Origin of the sequence: Burkholderia sp. Bmkn7, assembly GCF_041103175.1 — a bacterium.
Lineage (GTDB): Bacteria > Pseudomonadota > Gammaproteobacteria > Burkholderiales > Burkholderiaceae > Burkholderia > Burkholderia cepacia.
In genome coordinates this window covers 621043-635646 of the sequence record NZ_JBGCUH010000001.1, presented here as the reverse complement: position 1 = coordinate 635646, position 14604 = coordinate 621043, and the positions used below count along the sequence as shown (strand labels likewise).

The 14604-nt window shown below is 64.8% G+C and carries 20 protein-coding genes; 6 read left to right on the top strand and 14 right to left on the bottom strand.

Translation table 11 applies throughout. The annotated features are described in order from the left end of the window. The first annotated feature begins 196 nt into the window (after positions 1 to 196). Positions 197 to 511, top strand: coding sequence for a hypothetical protein (locus tag AB3K92_RS02740; RefSeq protein WP_027792681.1), 315 nt, complete (start codon positions 197 to 199; stop codon positions 509 to 511). Between the two features lie 188 nt (positions 512 to 699). Here AB3K92_RS02740 and AB3K92_RS02735 read toward each other — a convergent pair whose 3' ends face one another. From AB3K92_RS02735 to AB3K92_RS02700, 8 genes are all read right to left on the bottom strand, one after another. Continuing rightward, positions 700 to 885 (bottom strand): hypothetical protein, encoded by a 186-nt coding sequence (locus AB3K92_RS02735; protein ID WP_059587734.1) that lies wholly within the window; start codon positions 883 to 885, stop codon positions 700 to 702. Positions 886 to 1006: 121 nt separating this feature from the next. Next, a complete protein-coding gene (locus tag AB3K92_RS02730) occupies positions 1007 to 2035 on the bottom strand; it encodes a hypothetical protein (protein ID WP_059587524.1) in 1029 nt (342 codons plus the stop codon). A gap of 193 nt (positions 2036 to 2228) precedes the next feature. After that, positions 2229 to 2522, bottom strand: a complete 294-nt coding sequence (locus AB3K92_RS02725; RefSeq protein WP_196788215.1) for a transposase — start codon at positions 2520 to 2522, stop codon at positions 2229 to 2231. An 88-nt stretch (positions 2523 to 2610) separates the two neighbouring features. Continuing rightward, complete coding sequence (locus tag AB3K92_RS02720; protein ID WP_081057244.1) at positions 2611 to 2829, bottom strand: hypothetical protein; 219 nt, start codon at positions 2827 to 2829, stop codon at positions 2611 to 2613. Between the two features lie 285 nt (positions 2830 to 3114). Then, positions 3115 to 3357: a hypothetical protein gene (locus AB3K92_RS02715; RefSeq protein WP_059485720.1), complete on the bottom strand. Its 243-nt coding sequence runs from the start codon at positions 3355 to 3357 to the stop codon at positions 3115 to 3117. A 67-nt stretch (positions 3358 to 3424) separates the two neighbouring features. Further along, complete coding sequence (locus tag AB3K92_RS02710) at positions 3425 to 3988, bottom strand: Hsp20/alpha crystallin family protein (protein WP_059587523.1); 564 nt, start codon at positions 3986 to 3988, stop codon at positions 3425 to 3427. Between the two features lie 335 nt (positions 3989 to 4323). Beyond that, a complete protein-coding gene (locus tag AB3K92_RS02705) occupies positions 4324 to 4731 on the bottom strand; it encodes an Hsp20/alpha crystallin family protein (RefSeq protein WP_059587521.1) in 408 nt (135 codons plus the stop codon). Between the two features lie 15 nt (positions 4732 to 4746). Further along, entirely contained in the window at positions 4747 to 5187 is a 441-nt protein-coding gene (locus AB3K92_RS02700) for an Hsp20/alpha crystallin family protein (protein WP_021158087.1), read from the bottom strand. A gap of 249 nt (positions 5188 to 5436) precedes the next feature. On the opposite strand from AB3K92_RS02700, the gene AB3K92_RS02695 reads away from it, so the two are divergent. Continuing rightward, on the top strand, positions 5437 to 5820 hold the full coding sequence (locus AB3K92_RS02695) for a hypothetical protein (RefSeq protein WP_048027708.1): 384 nt from the start codon (positions 5437 to 5439) through the stop codon (positions 5818 to 5820). A gap of 366 nt (positions 5821 to 6186) precedes the next feature. Here the strand turns inward: AB3K92_RS02695 and AB3K92_RS02690 are convergent, their stop codons facing one another. Together AB3K92_RS02690 and AB3K92_RS02685 are read right to left on the bottom strand one after the other, a co-directional pair. Next, the gene (locus AB3K92_RS02690; protein WP_021158089.1) at positions 6187 to 6495 is read right to left on the bottom strand and encodes an H-NS histone family protein; all 309 of its coding nucleotides are present in this window, start codon (positions 6493 to 6495) and stop codon (positions 6187 to 6189) included. A 106-nt stretch (positions 6496 to 6601) separates the two neighbouring features. After that, entirely contained in the window at positions 6602 to 6835 is a 234-nt protein-coding gene (locus AB3K92_RS02685) for a flagellar transcriptional regulator FlhD (RefSeq protein ID WP_021158090.1), read from the bottom strand. 356 nt (positions 6836 to 7191) lie between these two features. Between AB3K92_RS02685 and galU the strand changes: the two genes are divergently transcribed. The 4 genes from galU to AB3K92_RS02665 all read left to right on the top strand — a co-directional run bounded on the left by galU (position 7192) and on the right by AB3K92_RS02665 (position 11409). Next, on the top strand, positions 7192 to 8076 hold the full coding sequence (gene galU / locus AB3K92_RS02680; protein WP_021158092.1) for a UTP--glucose-1-phosphate uridylyltransferase GalU: 885 nt from the start codon (positions 7192 to 7194) through the stop codon (positions 8074 to 8076). Between the two features lie 29 nt (positions 8077 to 8105). Then, the gene (locus AB3K92_RS02675; RefSeq protein ID WP_321897840.1) at positions 8106 to 8705 is read left to right on the top strand and encodes a phosphatase PAP2 family protein; all 600 of its coding nucleotides are present in this window, start codon (positions 8106 to 8108) and stop codon (positions 8703 to 8705) included. Between the two features lie 311 nt (positions 8706 to 9016). Beyond that, a complete protein-coding gene (locus AB3K92_RS02670; RefSeq protein ID WP_369464409.1) occupies positions 9017 to 10210 on the top strand; it encodes a hypothetical protein in 1194 nt (397 codons plus the stop codon). A gap of 71 nt (positions 10211 to 10281) precedes the next feature. Further along, positions 10282 to 11409: a sialidase family protein gene (locus AB3K92_RS02665; protein ID WP_369464633.1), complete on the top strand. Its 1128-nt coding sequence runs from the start codon at positions 10282 to 10284 to the stop codon at positions 11407 to 11409. Positions 11410 to 11470: 61 nt separating this feature from the next. On the opposite strand, the gene AB3K92_RS02660 is transcribed toward AB3K92_RS02665, so the two are convergent. Genes AB3K92_RS02660 through kdsA form a run of 4 tightly spaced genes read right to left on the bottom strand, consistent with a single transcriptional unit; the run spans position 11471 to position 14576 of the window. Beyond that, on the bottom strand, positions 11471 to 12406 hold the full coding sequence (locus AB3K92_RS02660; RefSeq protein WP_113044652.1) for an SIS domain-containing protein: 936 nt from the start codon (positions 12404 to 12406) through the stop codon (positions 11471 to 11473). Continuing rightward, positions 12384 to 13199, bottom strand: a complete 816-nt coding sequence (gene kdsB / locus AB3K92_RS02655) for a 3-deoxy-manno-octulosonate cytidylyltransferase (RefSeq protein ID WP_369464408.1) — start codon at positions 13197 to 13199, stop codon at positions 12384 to 12386. Before kdsB ends, AB3K92_RS02660 begins: the two co-directional genes overlap by 23 nt. Next, complete coding sequence (locus tag AB3K92_RS02650; protein WP_021158098.1) at positions 13183 to 13734, bottom strand: HAD family hydrolase; 552 nt, start codon at positions 13732 to 13734, stop codon at positions 13183 to 13185. Before AB3K92_RS02650 ends, kdsB begins: the two co-directional genes overlap by 17 nt. Then, positions 13731 to 14576 (bottom strand): 3-deoxy-8-phosphooctulonate synthase, encoded by an 846-nt coding sequence (kdsA, locus tag AB3K92_RS02645; protein ID WP_021158099.1) that lies wholly within the window; start codon positions 14574 to 14576, stop codon positions 13731 to 13733. Before kdsA ends, AB3K92_RS02650 begins: the two co-directional genes overlap by 4 nt. Between the last annotated feature and the right edge of the window lie 28 nt (positions 14577 to 14604).

Sequence of the window (14604 nt, the reverse complement as noted above, 5' to 3'; positions counted from 1 at the left end):
TTTGCTGCGCTTCCAGCGCCATTCGACGTATCGGTTCAGGGCCGCGCGGTTTTCGGGTGATTCAGGGAGACGCATCGGTGATCACACCTCGAAGGCCCTCTTCCTCACAGCGCCCACAGCCATCGCACGACATGGCCGATTTTCGATGGATCCTCGGGCAGCGTTAGAATAGCGCCCCTTCTCATGGGAGACGAAAATGTCCTGGTTCGTTTACGAAGTACCCGAATACCACGAAGACGCTGCGCGCATCGAGCCCTTCAGCGACCTGCGCAACCGTGTGTTGAAAGTCGGTGACCCGGCCATGGCTGAAGAACTGGAAAGCGTTCGCGAGAACGCCGCAGCGACCGCTGACACGCCCGAGCGCCCCCTGCGAACTCCGGAAAATCCGCATGTCTTTCCGATTCCTTACGCCGAATCCATGATCCTGGTCGGGTTCATCTTCGATCTGAAACGCGAATTCCGGCAACTGGTCGTGTCACCCGTGGAAATGCCCTGGCTGAAAGACGCGTAAGAAGCGGTCGGAACGGAAGCGCGACCTCGCGCTCGCGCGCGCTTCCCGTTGACGTTTGGTCAGGCCCGGCACTCACTCGCGGAAGAAACCGGTGCCTGCGTCGGGCATCGGCGCAGGAGCGAACGTCGGCGGCAACGTGAAGGCGCGACAGGCGCGACAGGCGCAAGGTGCCTGCGATCGGCGGTTCTCTACAACAACGACAACTGAGCCGGCACGCTTGTGCGACCTGTCTGATCGCTTTCCTTTACCGCCAGGTCCTGCCGGTCCGTGGGCTGTGCATCGCCGTCGCCCTGTCGATATTTCCGCGCCCAATCGACGCCAAGCACATCAGATGAGAACACAACGCCGGGCGCAATCTGAACAAGCTGGCTCATCTGCGGATTCTCCTGGAGCCTGTTGACAATATCAAGCAAACGAAATCAAGGATCGGGGAAGCACGCGCGCTACGGATATCCATTACTGCCGCCTTGAGTTGCGGCAGGCCCTAACGGTAAATCATGGCCAGAGGCTACCCTTCTCGCCCAACCCACGCGCAGCCAGACGGACCTCGGCGTCGTCGTTCCATTTCATGCTGCCCGAAAACAGGCTGACAGAACGAGTAGCCGGAGACCAATCCCGGTCACGCAATGCATTCAGGTCAAGCGCCACGCCCGAAGCGCGAAACTCCCGCAACCGGTCCTGCATGTCTAGTCCGGGTAATTCGGCCAGGTTCCGGCAATTGAACAGCGACAGCCGTTCCAACTTCGCGCCGCACAGGTCCAGCCTCGAAAGCTGCAACTGGTCCTCGATGCGCAGGGCAGAAAGCGAGGGCAAGCGTGATAGGTCGCCCAACGTGGAAAGCCCGCGCACGCGCAGGATTTGCAGCATCTCGATGGTTGTACTAGACAGGTCGTCGATGTCATCGCGACCGCCCAGGATCAGCGTCATTTCCCTCAAGTTCGAGATGGCCGAGATGAAGCCGAGCGGATGCTTTTTTGCATAGGAACTGAGCGTCAGCTTGCGCAGGCGGGATAGACCTGCGATCGCGTCGATATCCTTTGAGTGGCCTTGGATGAATAGTTCGGTCAGCGATCCACACCGCGCCAGAGGCGACAGATCGATATTCCGCTTATGGTTTTCAGCCAGCACAAGCCGCTCAAGTCGGCCAACGTCGATCGTGTCGAGGAAGTCGGGCCGATTCAGCTTGAAAACCCCGAAGCTCAGGCGTTTCAGCTTTGGAAGCAGGCCGACTTCTTCTTCATGGACGATCTCGGAAAGGCAATCGACTGCAAGGTCGCGTATTTCGGGCAAATCGCGCAGCGAGGCCGCATCGAACGGCGCCCGGTAGTGCCCGTAGAACCGGACCTGAAGGCGGTCCCCGGCTAGCCGGCAAGCTTCGTTCAGCGATTGCAGGATCACCGGGTTGTACGCTTCGGGCGTGCTGAACTGGACAACCAGCTGCCCGCGCTCCCCGCACGCCTCCACGATCTCGATCGGCGAAAGCGTTTTCGGGTCGGTAATCCGGCCACGGTCTACCTGCAGCATGCACTCCCCCGTTATTCGTTAATGGCCACGTCATTAGATGGCAACGGGCCACATCTTAGCGCCTCCTGAAGCCCGCTTGATATTCCGAACGCTGGTGGCACTTACTCAGCGTCGCGCGTTATCCGACAGTGATTTAAACAAGCCATATGAACGAAGCGGCTGCAGCAAGAAGGACGCGTAGCGCCGGGACAATTTATCGTATCGGGTAGCCATGCGACGGAACTGTTTGATTCGAACAAGGAACCGTTCGACCAGATTGCGGGAGCATGCCGGCCTGGGACCCGCGCGCGAATCGCTTGTATATGCTGTTCCAGCGCCCGAATTCTTCTGAGAGGTCGCGCCACGGGCTGCCAGTGCGGGCAATCCACGAAACAGCCTCGACAAATTCCCGGTTGTCGATTGCCGGTCGGCCTCGGCCTCCCGCCTTGCCGGGCAGCAACCGCGCAATGTGTTCGTATTGGTCACCTCGCAACAGCCTCCGCACCATGCCCGCCTCGCAAAAGACAGGATGTAAACAGATTGCCGTTGAAGGTGACAGCGCCGGACGTCGTCTCGTTGCTTTTGGTCGACAGCCCCTAAGCAGCCTGAACGTCGAAGTGTGCAGCTGCATAACGTGCACTGCAGTTCCACACCTCGACGCCGTCGCGGGTGAAGGTAGCCCATCCGTCCTTGACGATCACCTCTGCACCGGGAAAGACGTCACCATATCCATTTGCCGTGGCAGCGAAAACCGTTCGCTCGCGACACGTCGCCCAGTATTTCCCGTTTTCCAGGGTTAGCGGCTTTGTGCTCAATCGACGACTCGACTCATTGTTTGTTCAAAAAACGATCGCGCTTCTTTGCTCCCGCAATCCATTGAGGCGCCCTGTCAGGGGCATGAGCAAGGTAAGCGCAATTCCCTATCATAAGCCGTGACGTCAGGAAATCTCTTGTTATCGGCCCGGCATCGGGCCCTACCCTTTCTCGTTGCTTGTATTCACGGTCGCTAACCGGCCGTAGCCATCGGAACCGGGAACGAACCGACCATCAATTCCGCAGGTGCCTGCTTCGCGCCCGGCCCTCGGCTTTCGACCGGCACGCTAGATCCGCCGGACATACCGCTCCGAAACGACCGAGCGTTGCTGGATCCATGCGACGGCAAGCTCCAGCGCTTCATCGCGTGCCTCCTGGGCATTGGCGAAATCGCCATCGACGCCGAGCGTGCGTGTTTCGCCGTCCCGGTCGGTGACCATGGCCGCCGCTGCGTAGCGGCTGTTTCCGGTGGCGGTTACCACCGGCCGGACCTCGCAGCCGTGATACGCGATGACGTTGTCCGTTTGCATATGACACCTCCTGCAGCGTGTTGCGCCCGAAGCGAGCCCGGCGATGCGGGATCTTTGCGTGCTTGCCCTAGCCGATATCGATCGTGCGACTGGCGGACTGCACCGGCTCCGATTTCGGCACGGTCAACGTGAGCACACCGTTGTCAAACTTTGCCAGGGTGTGGTCGGGGTCGGCGTTTTCAGGCATCGGGATCGTGCGCATGAAGCTTCCATGGGCGCGCTCCAGCCGGTAGCAGCCGTTTTCCTCGTCGCGCACATCCTGCTTTTTCTCTCCGCGCAGCACGATTGCCCCATCCTCGACGCTCAGCTTCAGATCTTCGCGGTCCATTCCGGGCAGTTCGGCGGTCACGCGCAGCACCAGCCCCTCATCGACGACGTCGATACGCGGCTGGAAGCGCGACGAACTGAAGTCGCCAAACCAGCGCTCGAGCACGCCTCGGCCGGCAAACGGGTCGTGAAAGAACGCCTCCATTGCACGCCACGGGTCGCGTGAGAACAGTCGCGGGATGTCAGGCCACGAGGCCCGCCACTGTTCGTCTGTCGGCGGACTTTCCGTGCCTTCCGCATCGGACTTGCGGGCAGTTCCGCGAAGGAACTTGAAGGGGTTCCACTTTTTCAAATCGGTATTCATGGCGTCCTCCGATTCAGCTTCAATCTGATTTCACCGCGTACTCGACCGCATCCCACCGCGCTTCGGTCGCGCTTGTCCAGCGTTCGCTGAAACCCGGCAGATGCCGGTCGGTCAACACCTCATCGTTCCGGACTATCCGGACGACGGCGACGTAGCCGTCCAGGCGGACAGACGGGTCACGATCCGTCACACGGGAATCGCGTGAAGATCGATCGTGTGTCCTTTACAGGACTCCTGCATAACATCAGACACCCGCCGCCGCCCTGCTCCCGGTTCGCGCAGGCGGCAGCGCGATCGCTGCCGCCCTGGTTGCCGACCCTGCCGTTGCCGACGGGTCAGCTGGTCCTGACTTCAACGCGCCGTGGGCGCGCCTCGTCGCGGCGCGGGATTGTCAGCTTCAGCACCCCGTCCTGGAGGCTCGCCTCGATCCTTGACGTATCGAAGTCCGGTGACAGCGTGAACGTCCGGGCGAAGTGCGGTTCGCGGACCTCGGCATGCTGCAGCCGCAGATTTGCCGGCGTCGGCACCGCCGCCTCGGCCTCGATCGAGAGGTTGTTGTCGTGAACCTTGACGTCCAGCTTGTCCTTCGTCACACCGGGCAGATCCGCCCATAGCGTGACGACCTGGCTGTCCTCGTATATGTCGACGGCCGGGACGAGCGTGATCCGGCGCCTGGGTTGTTCGGTGCCGCGACGTGCGACGTTGGACGGGCCGCGTTCGGCCAGTTGGGTCGTGTCATTCATGATCGGCTCCTCGGATTACTGGACAGTGATGGCGCGCGGCCTGGACGATTCGCGCCTGCCGACACTGATCGACAGGCAGCCATTTTCGTAGCGCGCCTGGACCTTGTCCGGATCGGCGGTGTCGGGCAGCTCGATGACGCGCCTGAAGGCGCCGGCAAAGCGCTCCTGCGCATACGTACGCGTCGCGCTTCCCGTGTCGGGCTGTGTCGATTTGCGTTCACCGCTGATGGTCAGCAAGCCCTTGTCGATCGATACGTCGAGTTCGGTGGCGTTGATGCCCGGGGCAAAGGCGACGATCTCGATCGACTCGTCGGTCGCACCGATATTGATCTGGGGAAACGCGCCCAGCCGGCCAGCGCGGATGCTGGACGGGAAGCCGCCGAAGTGTTGCGCCATCTGCTGCTGCAGGCGGTCTAATTCGCTGAAGAGGTCGGTTCCGAAGTAAAGATCGCTCACGATCGTATCCTCCTTGAATGCAGCCGGGGGGCGAACGGGCCTACGCGCTCCAGTTCGCCTGCCAGACTGCCGGCAAACAAATAGAAACACGCAGCGCGCGGGATCCGGAGGCCCGCGCGTCTGCCTGAGCGAAACTCAAGATAGACACTCTGCGAAAAATTTCAAGGTCCGTCGGCAGATTTTTGCACTTGAAATTCCGGTGCTGGAACCTATCATCGCAGCGGCTTGGAACTGCATGCGGAGGACGCCATGGAATTCGACACGGACTGGCTTACGCTGGGCAGACATCGTATCCGGCTACGCTCGACGAAGGGCTTTCCGACCGAGACGATGCGCACTGTGACCGAGGTCGTCAGGCTCGCGATCGACAACAACATGAGCGCGCGGGCGCGACTCGTCGAGGTCGTCTGCCGGCACGAACAGACCTACGACGTGCTGGTCGGCACGACGATGGCGGAGGACAAGGTTTGTGCACCGCAACTTGAAACCGCGGTTGCGGTTGTGCTGGGCCTGTTGCCCGACCAGATCAACATCACGGTCACCCCGGTCACGCAAAAGGAGGTCGATCTGCACTTTGGCGTGTACGAGCGGATGCTGTCGGAGAAGCTGAGTACGGCTCCGCCGACCCGCTGACCGATCGGTGCAGCGCTCCGCCGCGCGTCAGCAGCGTCGTGGCCGACATTCAGCTCGGCTGGACGCGAGGCGGGCAGGACCGGGCACTTGCTGCTGTTGCCGTGTCTGAACCAGCGGGGCGCGGTGAAAGGACGCATTGCCTGCCCGGGTTACGGAATCCAGTTTGCGCCGACGTGTGATCCACGAGCATCGTTTCGACCGGCGCGGGACGACGAAGCGCACCATCTCGATGGGATCACCGCAGCTCAGCGTGCATCGGGAGACCGGCAACGCCGGCCTCCCATGCGCACGTCGCGGCATCTCCAGGGCCACACGTCGCAAGCGGCTGCTCCGCTGCCGGAAAGCGGGATTCGAAAGACGTCACGCTCAGCCGGCGTTACGCTCGATCAGGAACCGGTCGCGACGGCCGCCTTTGATCCAGGCCGGCTCGCGCCCGCGCCCGCTCCAGGTCGCGCCGGTCTTCGGGTCGCGATAGCGCGGCGCCGATGCGCTCTTTCGCGGCATCGCTTTCGCCGCGCCGCCGTGGCGGCCGAATATCTGCCCGGCGGTCAGCCCATATTCGGCGACCCGGGTGCGAATCTCCTGTATGACGGCCTCGAGTTCGGCGAGCCGGGCTTCCTCGACGCGCTTCATCAATTCATCGGCTTGCGCCTTCAATTCGCGATAACCGGGCATGCAATTCCTCCACATTCTCTTGATGTAAAAAGACGAACGGCCGCGACGGTGCAATCTCGTGAAAAGGCGCGACCGGAACATCCATTCGGGAAAACCGGAAAACAAATCACGCGCGGCCCGGCGCGTTTTCGGCACGAAATTCACAAACCAGCTCGCCCCCGGCCGCGAGTTCATCGATCTGATCCAGCGTCAACGCGTCGATCGATGCAGCAATGGCATCCGAGATACCCAATTGCCGCTTGCCTTGTTCGTAATCGATACGCAATATGCGCTGCGCGAGCACGAGGTACGCCCGGTTGAATTCCGCAATTGCATCGAAGATATCGCCCTGTCCGGTCATGACTGCTCCTGAGCCGACGGCGGTCGTCGCATGCCGCACGCGCGGCGCCGCGACCGGCCGTCCAGTAATGGATGCCTGAATCTATGTCAGGCAATCGACGTCATGCCGACAATTCCTAGATGGCATCCGACATATTCGAAATCGGCGATTGCAATTCACCATTCGCCATTCATCCCTGTCGGATTCGGCCTAGATTCGGTCGCCACTCGAAACGGGAACGCCCATACGATTGTCGAACGGCGCGGGTCCGGCCGCGCGAACGATATGGCACCGGCGAGCGACGATTGCATGCGCGCATCGCCACCTTCCCTCGGCATTGTTGATGCCTGATCCTGAACGGATGGAATTCGAAAATCATGTTGAAAGTGACGAAAGCCGTATTTCCGGTTGCCGGTCTCGGTACGCGATTTCTGCCGGCGACCAAAGCCAGTCCGAAAGAAATGCTGCCGGTCGTGGACAAGCCGCTGATCCAGTATGCGGTCGAGGAAGCGATCGACGCGGGCATCACCGAAATGATTTTCGTGACCGGGCGCAGCAAGCGCGCGATCGAAGACCACTTCGACAAGTCCTACGAGATCGAGGCCGAGCTCGAAGCGCGCGGCAAGGAAAAGCTGCTGTCGCTGGTGCGCGGCATCAAGCCGAGCCACGTCGACTGCTTCTACGTGCGTCAGGCCGAAGCGCTGGGGCTCGGCCATGCCGTGCTGTGCGCGGAAAAGCTGGTCGGCGACCAGCCGTTCGCGGTGATCCTCGCCGACGACCTGCTCGACGGCCCGACGCCCGTGCTGCGCCAGATGATCGACGTGTTCGATCACTATCACGCGTCGGTGATCGGCGTGGAGGAAATCGCGCCCGACGCATCGAGGTCGTACGGCGTGATCGAAGGCAAGCGCTGGGAGGACAACCTGTTCAAGCTGTCCGGCATCGTCGAGAAGCCGGAGCCGGCCAAGGCGCCGTCGAATTTCGGCGTGGTGGGCCGCTACGTGCTGAAGCCGAAGGTGTTCGAGCATCTGCGCGCACTGCGGCCCGGTGCCGGCGGCGAATTGCAGCTGACGGACGCGATCCAGTCGTTGCTGTCGGACGAGCAGGTGCTCGCCCATCGCTACGACGGCACCCGTTTCGATTGCGGCAGCAAGCTCGGGTATCTGAAGGCGACGGTCGAGTTCGCACTGCGGCACCCTGAAGTGGCCGCGGATTTCGAAAGCTACCTGGCCACGCGCATGTCGGCGCTGCTGGTCGCCTGACCAGGCGGGCATCGATCGCGAACCCGGTCATGTGGACCGCCGTCAGCGATCTCGGCGACGCGGCGATGACGCTGCCGCTGGCCGTCGTGTGCATCGCCTGGCTCACACGCTCGACGGCTGGACGGCGTCACGCGGCATCGTGGGCGCTGATGCTCGCGGCCGGCATGGCGCTCGTCGGCGCGACCAAGATGCTGTACGCCGGCTGCGGAATCCAGATCCGCCCGATACACTTCCGCGTGATCAGCGGGCACACGATGCTCGCGTCGGCAGTCTGGCCGATGGTGTGCGTGCTGGCGCTGAGCGGCGGCGTGCAACCGCGGGCGAGTTCGCCGCGATCGCTGCCGCTCGGGGTCGGTCTCGCGCTCGGCGCGCTGATCGGCGTCGCGCGCGTGTTCGACGACGCGCACACGCCGTCGGAAGTCGTCGCCGGCTGGCTCGTCGGCTCGGCGGTCGCGCTGGCGTTCATGTGGCGGCACGGCACGCCGCGCGTCGACGCACGCTACCGCGCGCTCGTCGCCGGCTCGCTGCTGGCCGTGTCGGCCGCCGCCTATGGGCGCCACGCGCCGATTCAGGCGGCGATCGAGCTGTATTCGCCGTTCTTGTGCGGGCGATTCGCGTTTCAGCCCTGAAAGCTGCGCCCGGACGGCGCCGTGTGAACGCCCGTCGCCCGCCTCCGGCACGTGCCCCGCTCGGCCGACCCCGCCGGGAACGGACAGAATGTCGCCCGGATCGGACATCCCGGCTCGCCTGGCCGTCCCGTCGTCTATCCTCGGTCGCCGAAGCGCTTCGTCCCGGACGACGGACGCGCATTCCGCGTGCGACGCGGCACGCAAGCCTGCCCGCCCGGCAGGCATCTTGCCGCGCGTTGCACGACATCTCGCCGCGCGGCGCCGGCACGGCCGGCACGCAGCGGATCCGGAGCCTCCGATCGGGCACACGCATGTCGACCTTGCTCTTTTCAGCCAGCGTACTGTTCTTCTCGCTCAACGCGTTCAGCGTGCGGGCGACCTTCGCCGCGTATGTGCTGCTCTGCGCGCTCGCCTTCCTGCGCGCGCCGACGCTGATGAACCGGCAGCGCCACCTGTTTCCCGTTTGCACGTACTGGCTGATCAGCACCAGCCTCGCGTTCATCCTGTCCGCGTTCGGCGATTTCTACGTGAACTTCTTCATCAAGTTCGTGCTGATCCAGACGTACATCGCGCTGAGCTACTGGATGTTTGCCTGCGGCGTACTCACGCGGGCATCGCTCGACACCGCTTGCAAGACGCTGATCTACGTGCACGCCGCATTCTTCACGTTCCAGCTCGTCTTCTACCTCGGAACCGGCACCTTCATCGACTTCGACAGCTATGTGCGCGAAGCCGACTCCGAAGCGCTCTATGCGACCAAGGCGCTGTCCGACAGCCTGATTTCGATCCGCGCGCTGGGCCTGTATTCCGAACCGTCGTTCTATGCGATGACGGTCGTCCCGAGCGCGGTGATCCTGCTGTTGTCGAAGCGGCGCATCACGCTCGCGCCCGTCGTCGGGTTCGCCACCGCGCTGCTTAGCTTCTCCGTCGCGTCGATGGCCGTCTGCGCGGCGCTGTGCGGGCTGCACGTGCTCACCGGGCGCGGGCGGCTGCGAACCCGGATCGCCGTCGTCGTCGTCGCGCTCGCATGCGTGCCCTGGCTCTACAGCGTGTACGACCAGCGGGTGAACCAGTCGGTCGACTACGATGCGGTCGGCAGCCGGACGCTCGTGCTGACCGAGCTGACCGAGCGCGACGTCGTCGCGGGCGTGTTCGGCGGCGGCTTGTTCTGGGACGAGCGCAACAACGTCGGGAAAACGCATCTGCGCGGCTACCAGGTGCGGGACAGCTCGTTCTACGTCTACCTCGTGTTCGCCGCGGGCATCGCCGGTTCCGTCGTGTTCCTCGGTACGCTCGTCATGCTGTTTCGCCGCAAGGGCCGGCGCAAGTATCTGCTCTATCTGCTGCCGATCCTGCTGTTCAAGTATCACGTGCTCTATGGCATGCTCTGGCTCACCATCCTGCTGTTCGTCGTGCTGGCCGACCAGGACGCGCCGTACCGGCGCACGGTTGCCCGTCCCATCCCGAACGCGTCCGGCGGCAAGCCGCTCGCGCACCTGACATGAACTCACTTCGACCTGCTTCGACGTTCCACGCGCTGAAACGGTCGCTGATCGCCGCGCTGTGCGTGGGCTGCATGGCGACGGCGGCGCACGCGCAAGCCGTGCCCGCGCCGCCCGGCGAGGTGATCGCGCACAGCCGGGCCGCCACGCGCGTGTATCTCGGCTCACCGTCGCTGGCCGTGCTGCCGAACGGCGACTACGTCGCGAGCTTCGATACGTTCGGCGCCGCGTCGGCGCAGAACGAGGTGTCCGTGTTCACGTCGCACGACAAGGGCACGACCTGGTCGAAGCTCGGCGACGTGCCGGATCAGTACTGGTCGTCGCTGTTCGTGCTGAACGGTGCGCTGTACCTGATGGGCACCAACCGCTCGATGGGCACGCCGACGATTCGCCGCTCCGACGACGGCGGCGAAACCTGGACCACGCCGGTCGACGCGTCCACCGGGCTGCTGCCGTATGCGGGGCGCTACATCACCGGGCCGGTGCCGGTGCTCGTCGATCGCGGACGCGTGTGGCGCGCGTATGAAAGCGTCGAGGACGGCGACCTGCGCGCGCTGGTCCTGTCCGCGCCGGTCGATCGCGACCTGCTCGACGCGCGCAACTGGCGCGTGTCCGCGCACCTGCCGTCGGACAAGCACTGGCTCGACGGCAAGTTCCAGTCATGGGAAGAAGGCAACGTGGTCGGCCGGCAAGGCGCCGCGCCCGCCGTCATGCTGCGCGTGAACACCGCGAACGGCCCGGAGAAGGCCGCGCTGGTGGCGACGGGCAACGACGGCCGCACGCTGTCGTTCGACCCTGCACGCGATTTCGTCGACCTGCCCGGCGCCGGCAAGAAATTCACGATCCGCTTCGATCCGCAGTCGAAGCAATACTGGACGATCTCGAACGCGGTGCCGAAGCGCGCCGGGCGGATGAACCTCGAACGTATGCGCAACACGCTGGTGCTGCTGTCGTCGCCCGATCTGCGGCAGTGGACCGCGCGGCGCGTCGTGTTGCAGCACGCCGACACGAAACGGCACGGTTTCCAGTACGTCGACTGGCAATTCGACGGCAGCGACCTCGTCGCGGTGCTGCGTGTCGCGTTCGACGACCCGGAAGGCGGCGCGGCAAGCCAGCACGACTCGAATTTCATCACGTTCCTGCGCGTGCGCCGGTTCCGCCAGGACGCGGCATCCGGCGCGCTGACGCAAAGCCTGCAATAGCGCGCCTGTGTGCCGGCACGCTTCCCGCGCGTCACCCGACGCCGCGGGAGCCGCCCGTTCGCTATTTCTTGAACACGCCGACGACGTCGCCGCCGTCGACCACCAGCAACGCGCCGATCCGCTGCTGCTGCATCAGCAGCAACGCATCCTCGACCCGCGTGCCGGGCCGCACCGTCGACGGCTCGATCGACATCATGTCGGCGGCCGTGCGCCGCAATACGCCGTCGCCATGCCGCTCGATCGCACGGCGGATGTCGCCGTCGGTCACGATGCCCCAGCCGGCGTCGCGCCTCACGATCGCGAGCCCGAGCCGCCCGCGCGTCATCGCATCCAGCACGTCGAGCGTCGACGTGTCCTCCTTCACGAACGGCAGGTTGCCGCGCGCCATTTCGTCGTCGACCGTCGACAGCAGCCGGCGGCCGAGCGAGCCGCCCGGATGGAAGCGCGCGAAGTGTTCCGGCTGGAAGCCGCGCGCCCGCATCAGCGTGACCGCCAGCGCATCGCCCATCGCGAGCGTCGCCGTCGTCGACGCGGTCGGTGCGAGCTGCAGCGGGCACGCCTCGCGCTCGACACCGATGTCCAGATGAACCCGCGCGGCGCTCGCGAGCGTCGACGCCGGGTTGCCGGTCAGCGCGATCAGGTCGTTGCCGTTGCCGCGCAGGAACGGGATCAGCTTGATCACTTCATCCGTTTCGCCGGAATTCGAAATCGCGAGAAACGTGTCGGCCGGTGTCACCATGCCGAGGTCGCCGTGATAGGCCTCGCCCGGATGCATGAAGAAAGCCGGCGTGCCCGTGCTCGACAGTGTCGCGGCGATCTTCCGGCCGACGATGCCGGACTTGCCCATCCCGCACACGACGACGCGGCCGCTCGACGCGAGGACGATCTCGACCGCCTGCTCGAAATTCGCGTCGAGCCGCGCGGCCACGCCGGCCAATGCCCGCGACTCGATCTCGAAGACCTGCCGGGCGGATTCAATATGGTTCTGTCGCATCATGGGTTTGCCGTTTGAGAAGGGAGACGACACGAGCGACGTCTTCGGGCGTATCGATGCCGGCGGGCGGCGCGTCGGGCCAGCGCATCACGTCGATCGGCATGCCGAGCCACAGCGCGCGCAACTGCTCGAGCTTTTCCAGTTGCTCGAGTTCGCACGGTGCCGCGCTCGCCAGCGCCTGCAACGTCGTATTCGCGTAGCCGTACAGGCCGATGTGACGCAGGAACACGCCGCCGATCGAGCCGTTCGCACCTTCCGCCTCCGCCGGCCGCCCGTCGCGGCAGAACGGGATCGCCGCGCGCGAGAAGTACAGCGCGCGGCTGCGGTGATCGACGACGAGCTTGACGATCGCCGGCTCGTCGAGCAGCGCGACTTCCCCGACCGGACAGGCGACCGTCGCGACACCGAGATCCGGCGCCGCGCCGCAGAACCCGGCGAACGCCTTCAGCAGCGCCGTCGGCACGAGCGGTTCGTCGCCCTGCACGTTGATTACCGCATCGGTGCCGGGCCAGCCCAACACCCGCGCGACTTCCGCCGAACGGTCGGTGCCGGACGCATGACCGGCATCGGTCATCGCGAACCGGATGCCGCGCGCGTCGAGCACGTCGGCAATGCGTGCGTCGTCAATCGCGACGACGATGTCGGTATCGGGCAGCGCGCGGCGCACGCGCGCATGCACGCGGACGATCATCGGCTCGCCGTCCAGATCGACGAGCGGCTTGCCCGGCAGCCGCGCCGACCCGTACCGCGCCGGAATCACGACGCGCACCGTCCGCCCGTTATTGAACGACGTCATGACCGCTCCATTGTTCGAGCAACGGCCGGTACGCGTCGTCGAGCGACAACCCGGCATCCATCAGCAGATGCTCGGCCACTTCGCGCGCGACGCCGCGGCCGCCGGCCGTGCACGCGACATGGTCGACGCGCGCGCGGACGAGCCGATGCGCATCGGCCGGCGCATACGACACGCCGACGCGCTCGATGACCGCGAGATCGTTCACGTCGTCGCCGACATACGCGACCTCGTGATCGTCGACCCGTTGCCGCGCCTTGATGTCCGCATAACCTGCGCCCTTGTCGTCGCAGCCGCTCACGAGCACGTCGACGCCGAGCTGCGCCGCGCGCCACGTCAATGCGCCGCTGTGCTTGCCCGACAGGATGCCGGTGCGGATGCCGTGCGCGCGCAGCAGCGCGACTGCGACGCCGTCGTGCGCGTGAAAGCTCTTCATGAACTCGCCTTCGTGCGTCACGTGCAGCAGGCCGTCGGTCAGCACGCCGTCGACGTCGAACAGCACCAGCCGCACGGGCCCGCGATACGTCGCGCCGCTCACCGGATATCGAGCGGCGGCAGCCGCTTGACCAGGTCGTCCACCGCCTTAACCTGCTGCAGGAACGCGTCGAGCAGCGCGAGCGGCAGCGCGCTCGGGCCGTCGCAGCGCGCGCGGTCGGGGTCCGGATGCGCTTCGAGGAACAGCCCGGCCAGCCCGACCGCCATCCCGGCGCGCGCGAGGTCGAGCACCTGGCGCCGCCGTCCGCCCGACGCCGCGCCGCCCGGATCGCGCATCTGCAGACTGTGCGTGACGTCGAAGATCACCGGGCAGTCGCCCGTCGTGTCACGCATCTGGCGGAAGCCGAGCATGTCGACGACGAGATTGTCATAACCGAACGACGAGCCGCGCTCGCACAGGATCACGCGGTCGTTGCCGGCTTCGCGGCACTTCGACACGACGTGCTCGATCTGCGTCGGGCTCATGAACTGCGGCTTCTTGATGTTGACCGCGTTGCCGGTCCGCGCGATCGCGACCACGAGGTCGGTCTGTCGCGCGAGGAACGCCGGCACCTGCAGCACGTCGACGACCTTCGACGCCGGCTCGGCCTGCCACGTTTCATGCACGTCGGTGATCACCGGCACGCCGAACCGGCGCTTGACCTCGTCGAAGATCCGCAGCCCCTCGTCGAATCCGACGCCGCGATACGAGTGGATCGACGAGCGGTTGGCCTTGTCGAAGGACGCCTTGAACACCAGCGGAATGCCGAGACGGCGCGTGACCTCGACGAACGTGCCGCAGACGTCGAGCGTGAAGTCGAGGCTTTCGAGCACGTTGAGGCCGCCGAACAGGACGAACGGCAGGTCGTTGCCGACGGTGACGTCAGGGTTGAGGGTTACATTCATACAGTTCTCCACGAAATTGGGGCGGTGT

Bases quoted from the DNA above. Each gene is read 5' to 3' on its own strand.
- AB3K92_RS02740 (WP_027792681.1), top strand. From the start codon at position 197: ATGTCCTGGTTCGTTTACGAAGTACCCGAATACCACGAAGACGCTGCG.
- AB3K92_RS02735 (WP_059587734.1), bottom strand. From the start codon at position 885: ATGAGCCAGCTTGTTCAGATTGCGCCCGGCGTTGTGTTCTCATCTGAT.
- AB3K92_RS02730 (WP_059587524.1), bottom strand. From the start codon at position 2,035: ATGCTGCAGGTAGACCGTGGCCGGATTACCGACCCGAAAACGCTTTCG.
- AB3K92_RS02725 (WP_196788215.1), bottom strand. From the start codon at position 2,522: ATGGTGCGGAGGCTGTTGCGAGGTGACCAATACGAACACATTGCGCGG.
- AB3K92_RS02715 (WP_059485720.1), bottom strand. From the start codon at position 3,357: ATGCAAACGGACAACGTCATCGCGTATCACGGCTGCGAGGTCCGGCCG.
- AB3K92_RS02710 (WP_059587523.1), bottom strand. From the start codon at position 3,988: ATGAATACCGATTTGAAAAAGTGGAACCCCTTCAAGTTCCTTCGCGGA.
- AB3K92_RS02705 (WP_059587521.1), bottom strand. From the start codon at position 4,731: ATGAATGACACGACCCAACTGGCCGAACGCGGCCCGTCCAACGTCGCA.
- AB3K92_RS02695 (WP_048027708.1), top strand. From the start codon at position 5,437: ATGGAATTCGACACGGACTGGCTTACGCTGGGCAGACATCGTATCCGG.
- AB3K92_RS02690 (WP_021158089.1), bottom strand. From the start codon at position 6,495: ATGCCCGGTTATCGCGAATTGAAGGCGCAAGCCGATGAATTGATGAAG.
- AB3K92_RS02685 (WP_021158090.1), bottom strand. From the start codon at position 6,835: ATGACCGGACAGGGCGATATCTTCGATGCAATTGCGGAATTCAACCGG.
- galU (WP_021158092.1), top strand. From the start codon at position 7,192: ATGTTGAAAGTGACGAAAGCCGTATTTCCGGTTGCCGGTCTCGGTACG.
- AB3K92_RS02675 (WP_321897840.1), top strand. From the start codon at position 8,106: ATGTGGACCGCCGTCAGCGATCTCGGCGACGCGGCGATGACGCTGCCG.
- AB3K92_RS02670 (WP_369464409.1), top strand. From the start codon at position 9,017: ATGTCGACCTTGCTCTTTTCAGCCAGCGTACTGTTCTTCTCGCTCAAC.
- AB3K92_RS02665 (WP_369464633.1), top strand. From the start codon at position 10,282: ATGGCGACGGCGGCGCACGCGCAAGCCGTGCCCGCGCCGCCCGGCGAG.
- AB3K92_RS02660 (WP_113044652.1), bottom strand. From the start codon at position 12,406: ATGATGCGACAGAACCATATTGAATCCGCCCGGCAGGTCTTCGAGATC.
- kdsB (WP_369464408.1), bottom strand. From the start codon at position 13,199: ATGACGTCGTTCAATAACGGGCGGACGGTGCGCGTCGTGATTCCGGCG.
- kdsA (WP_021158099.1), bottom strand. From the start codon at position 14,576: ATGAATGTAACCCTCAACCCTGACGTCACCGTCGGCAACGACCTGCCG.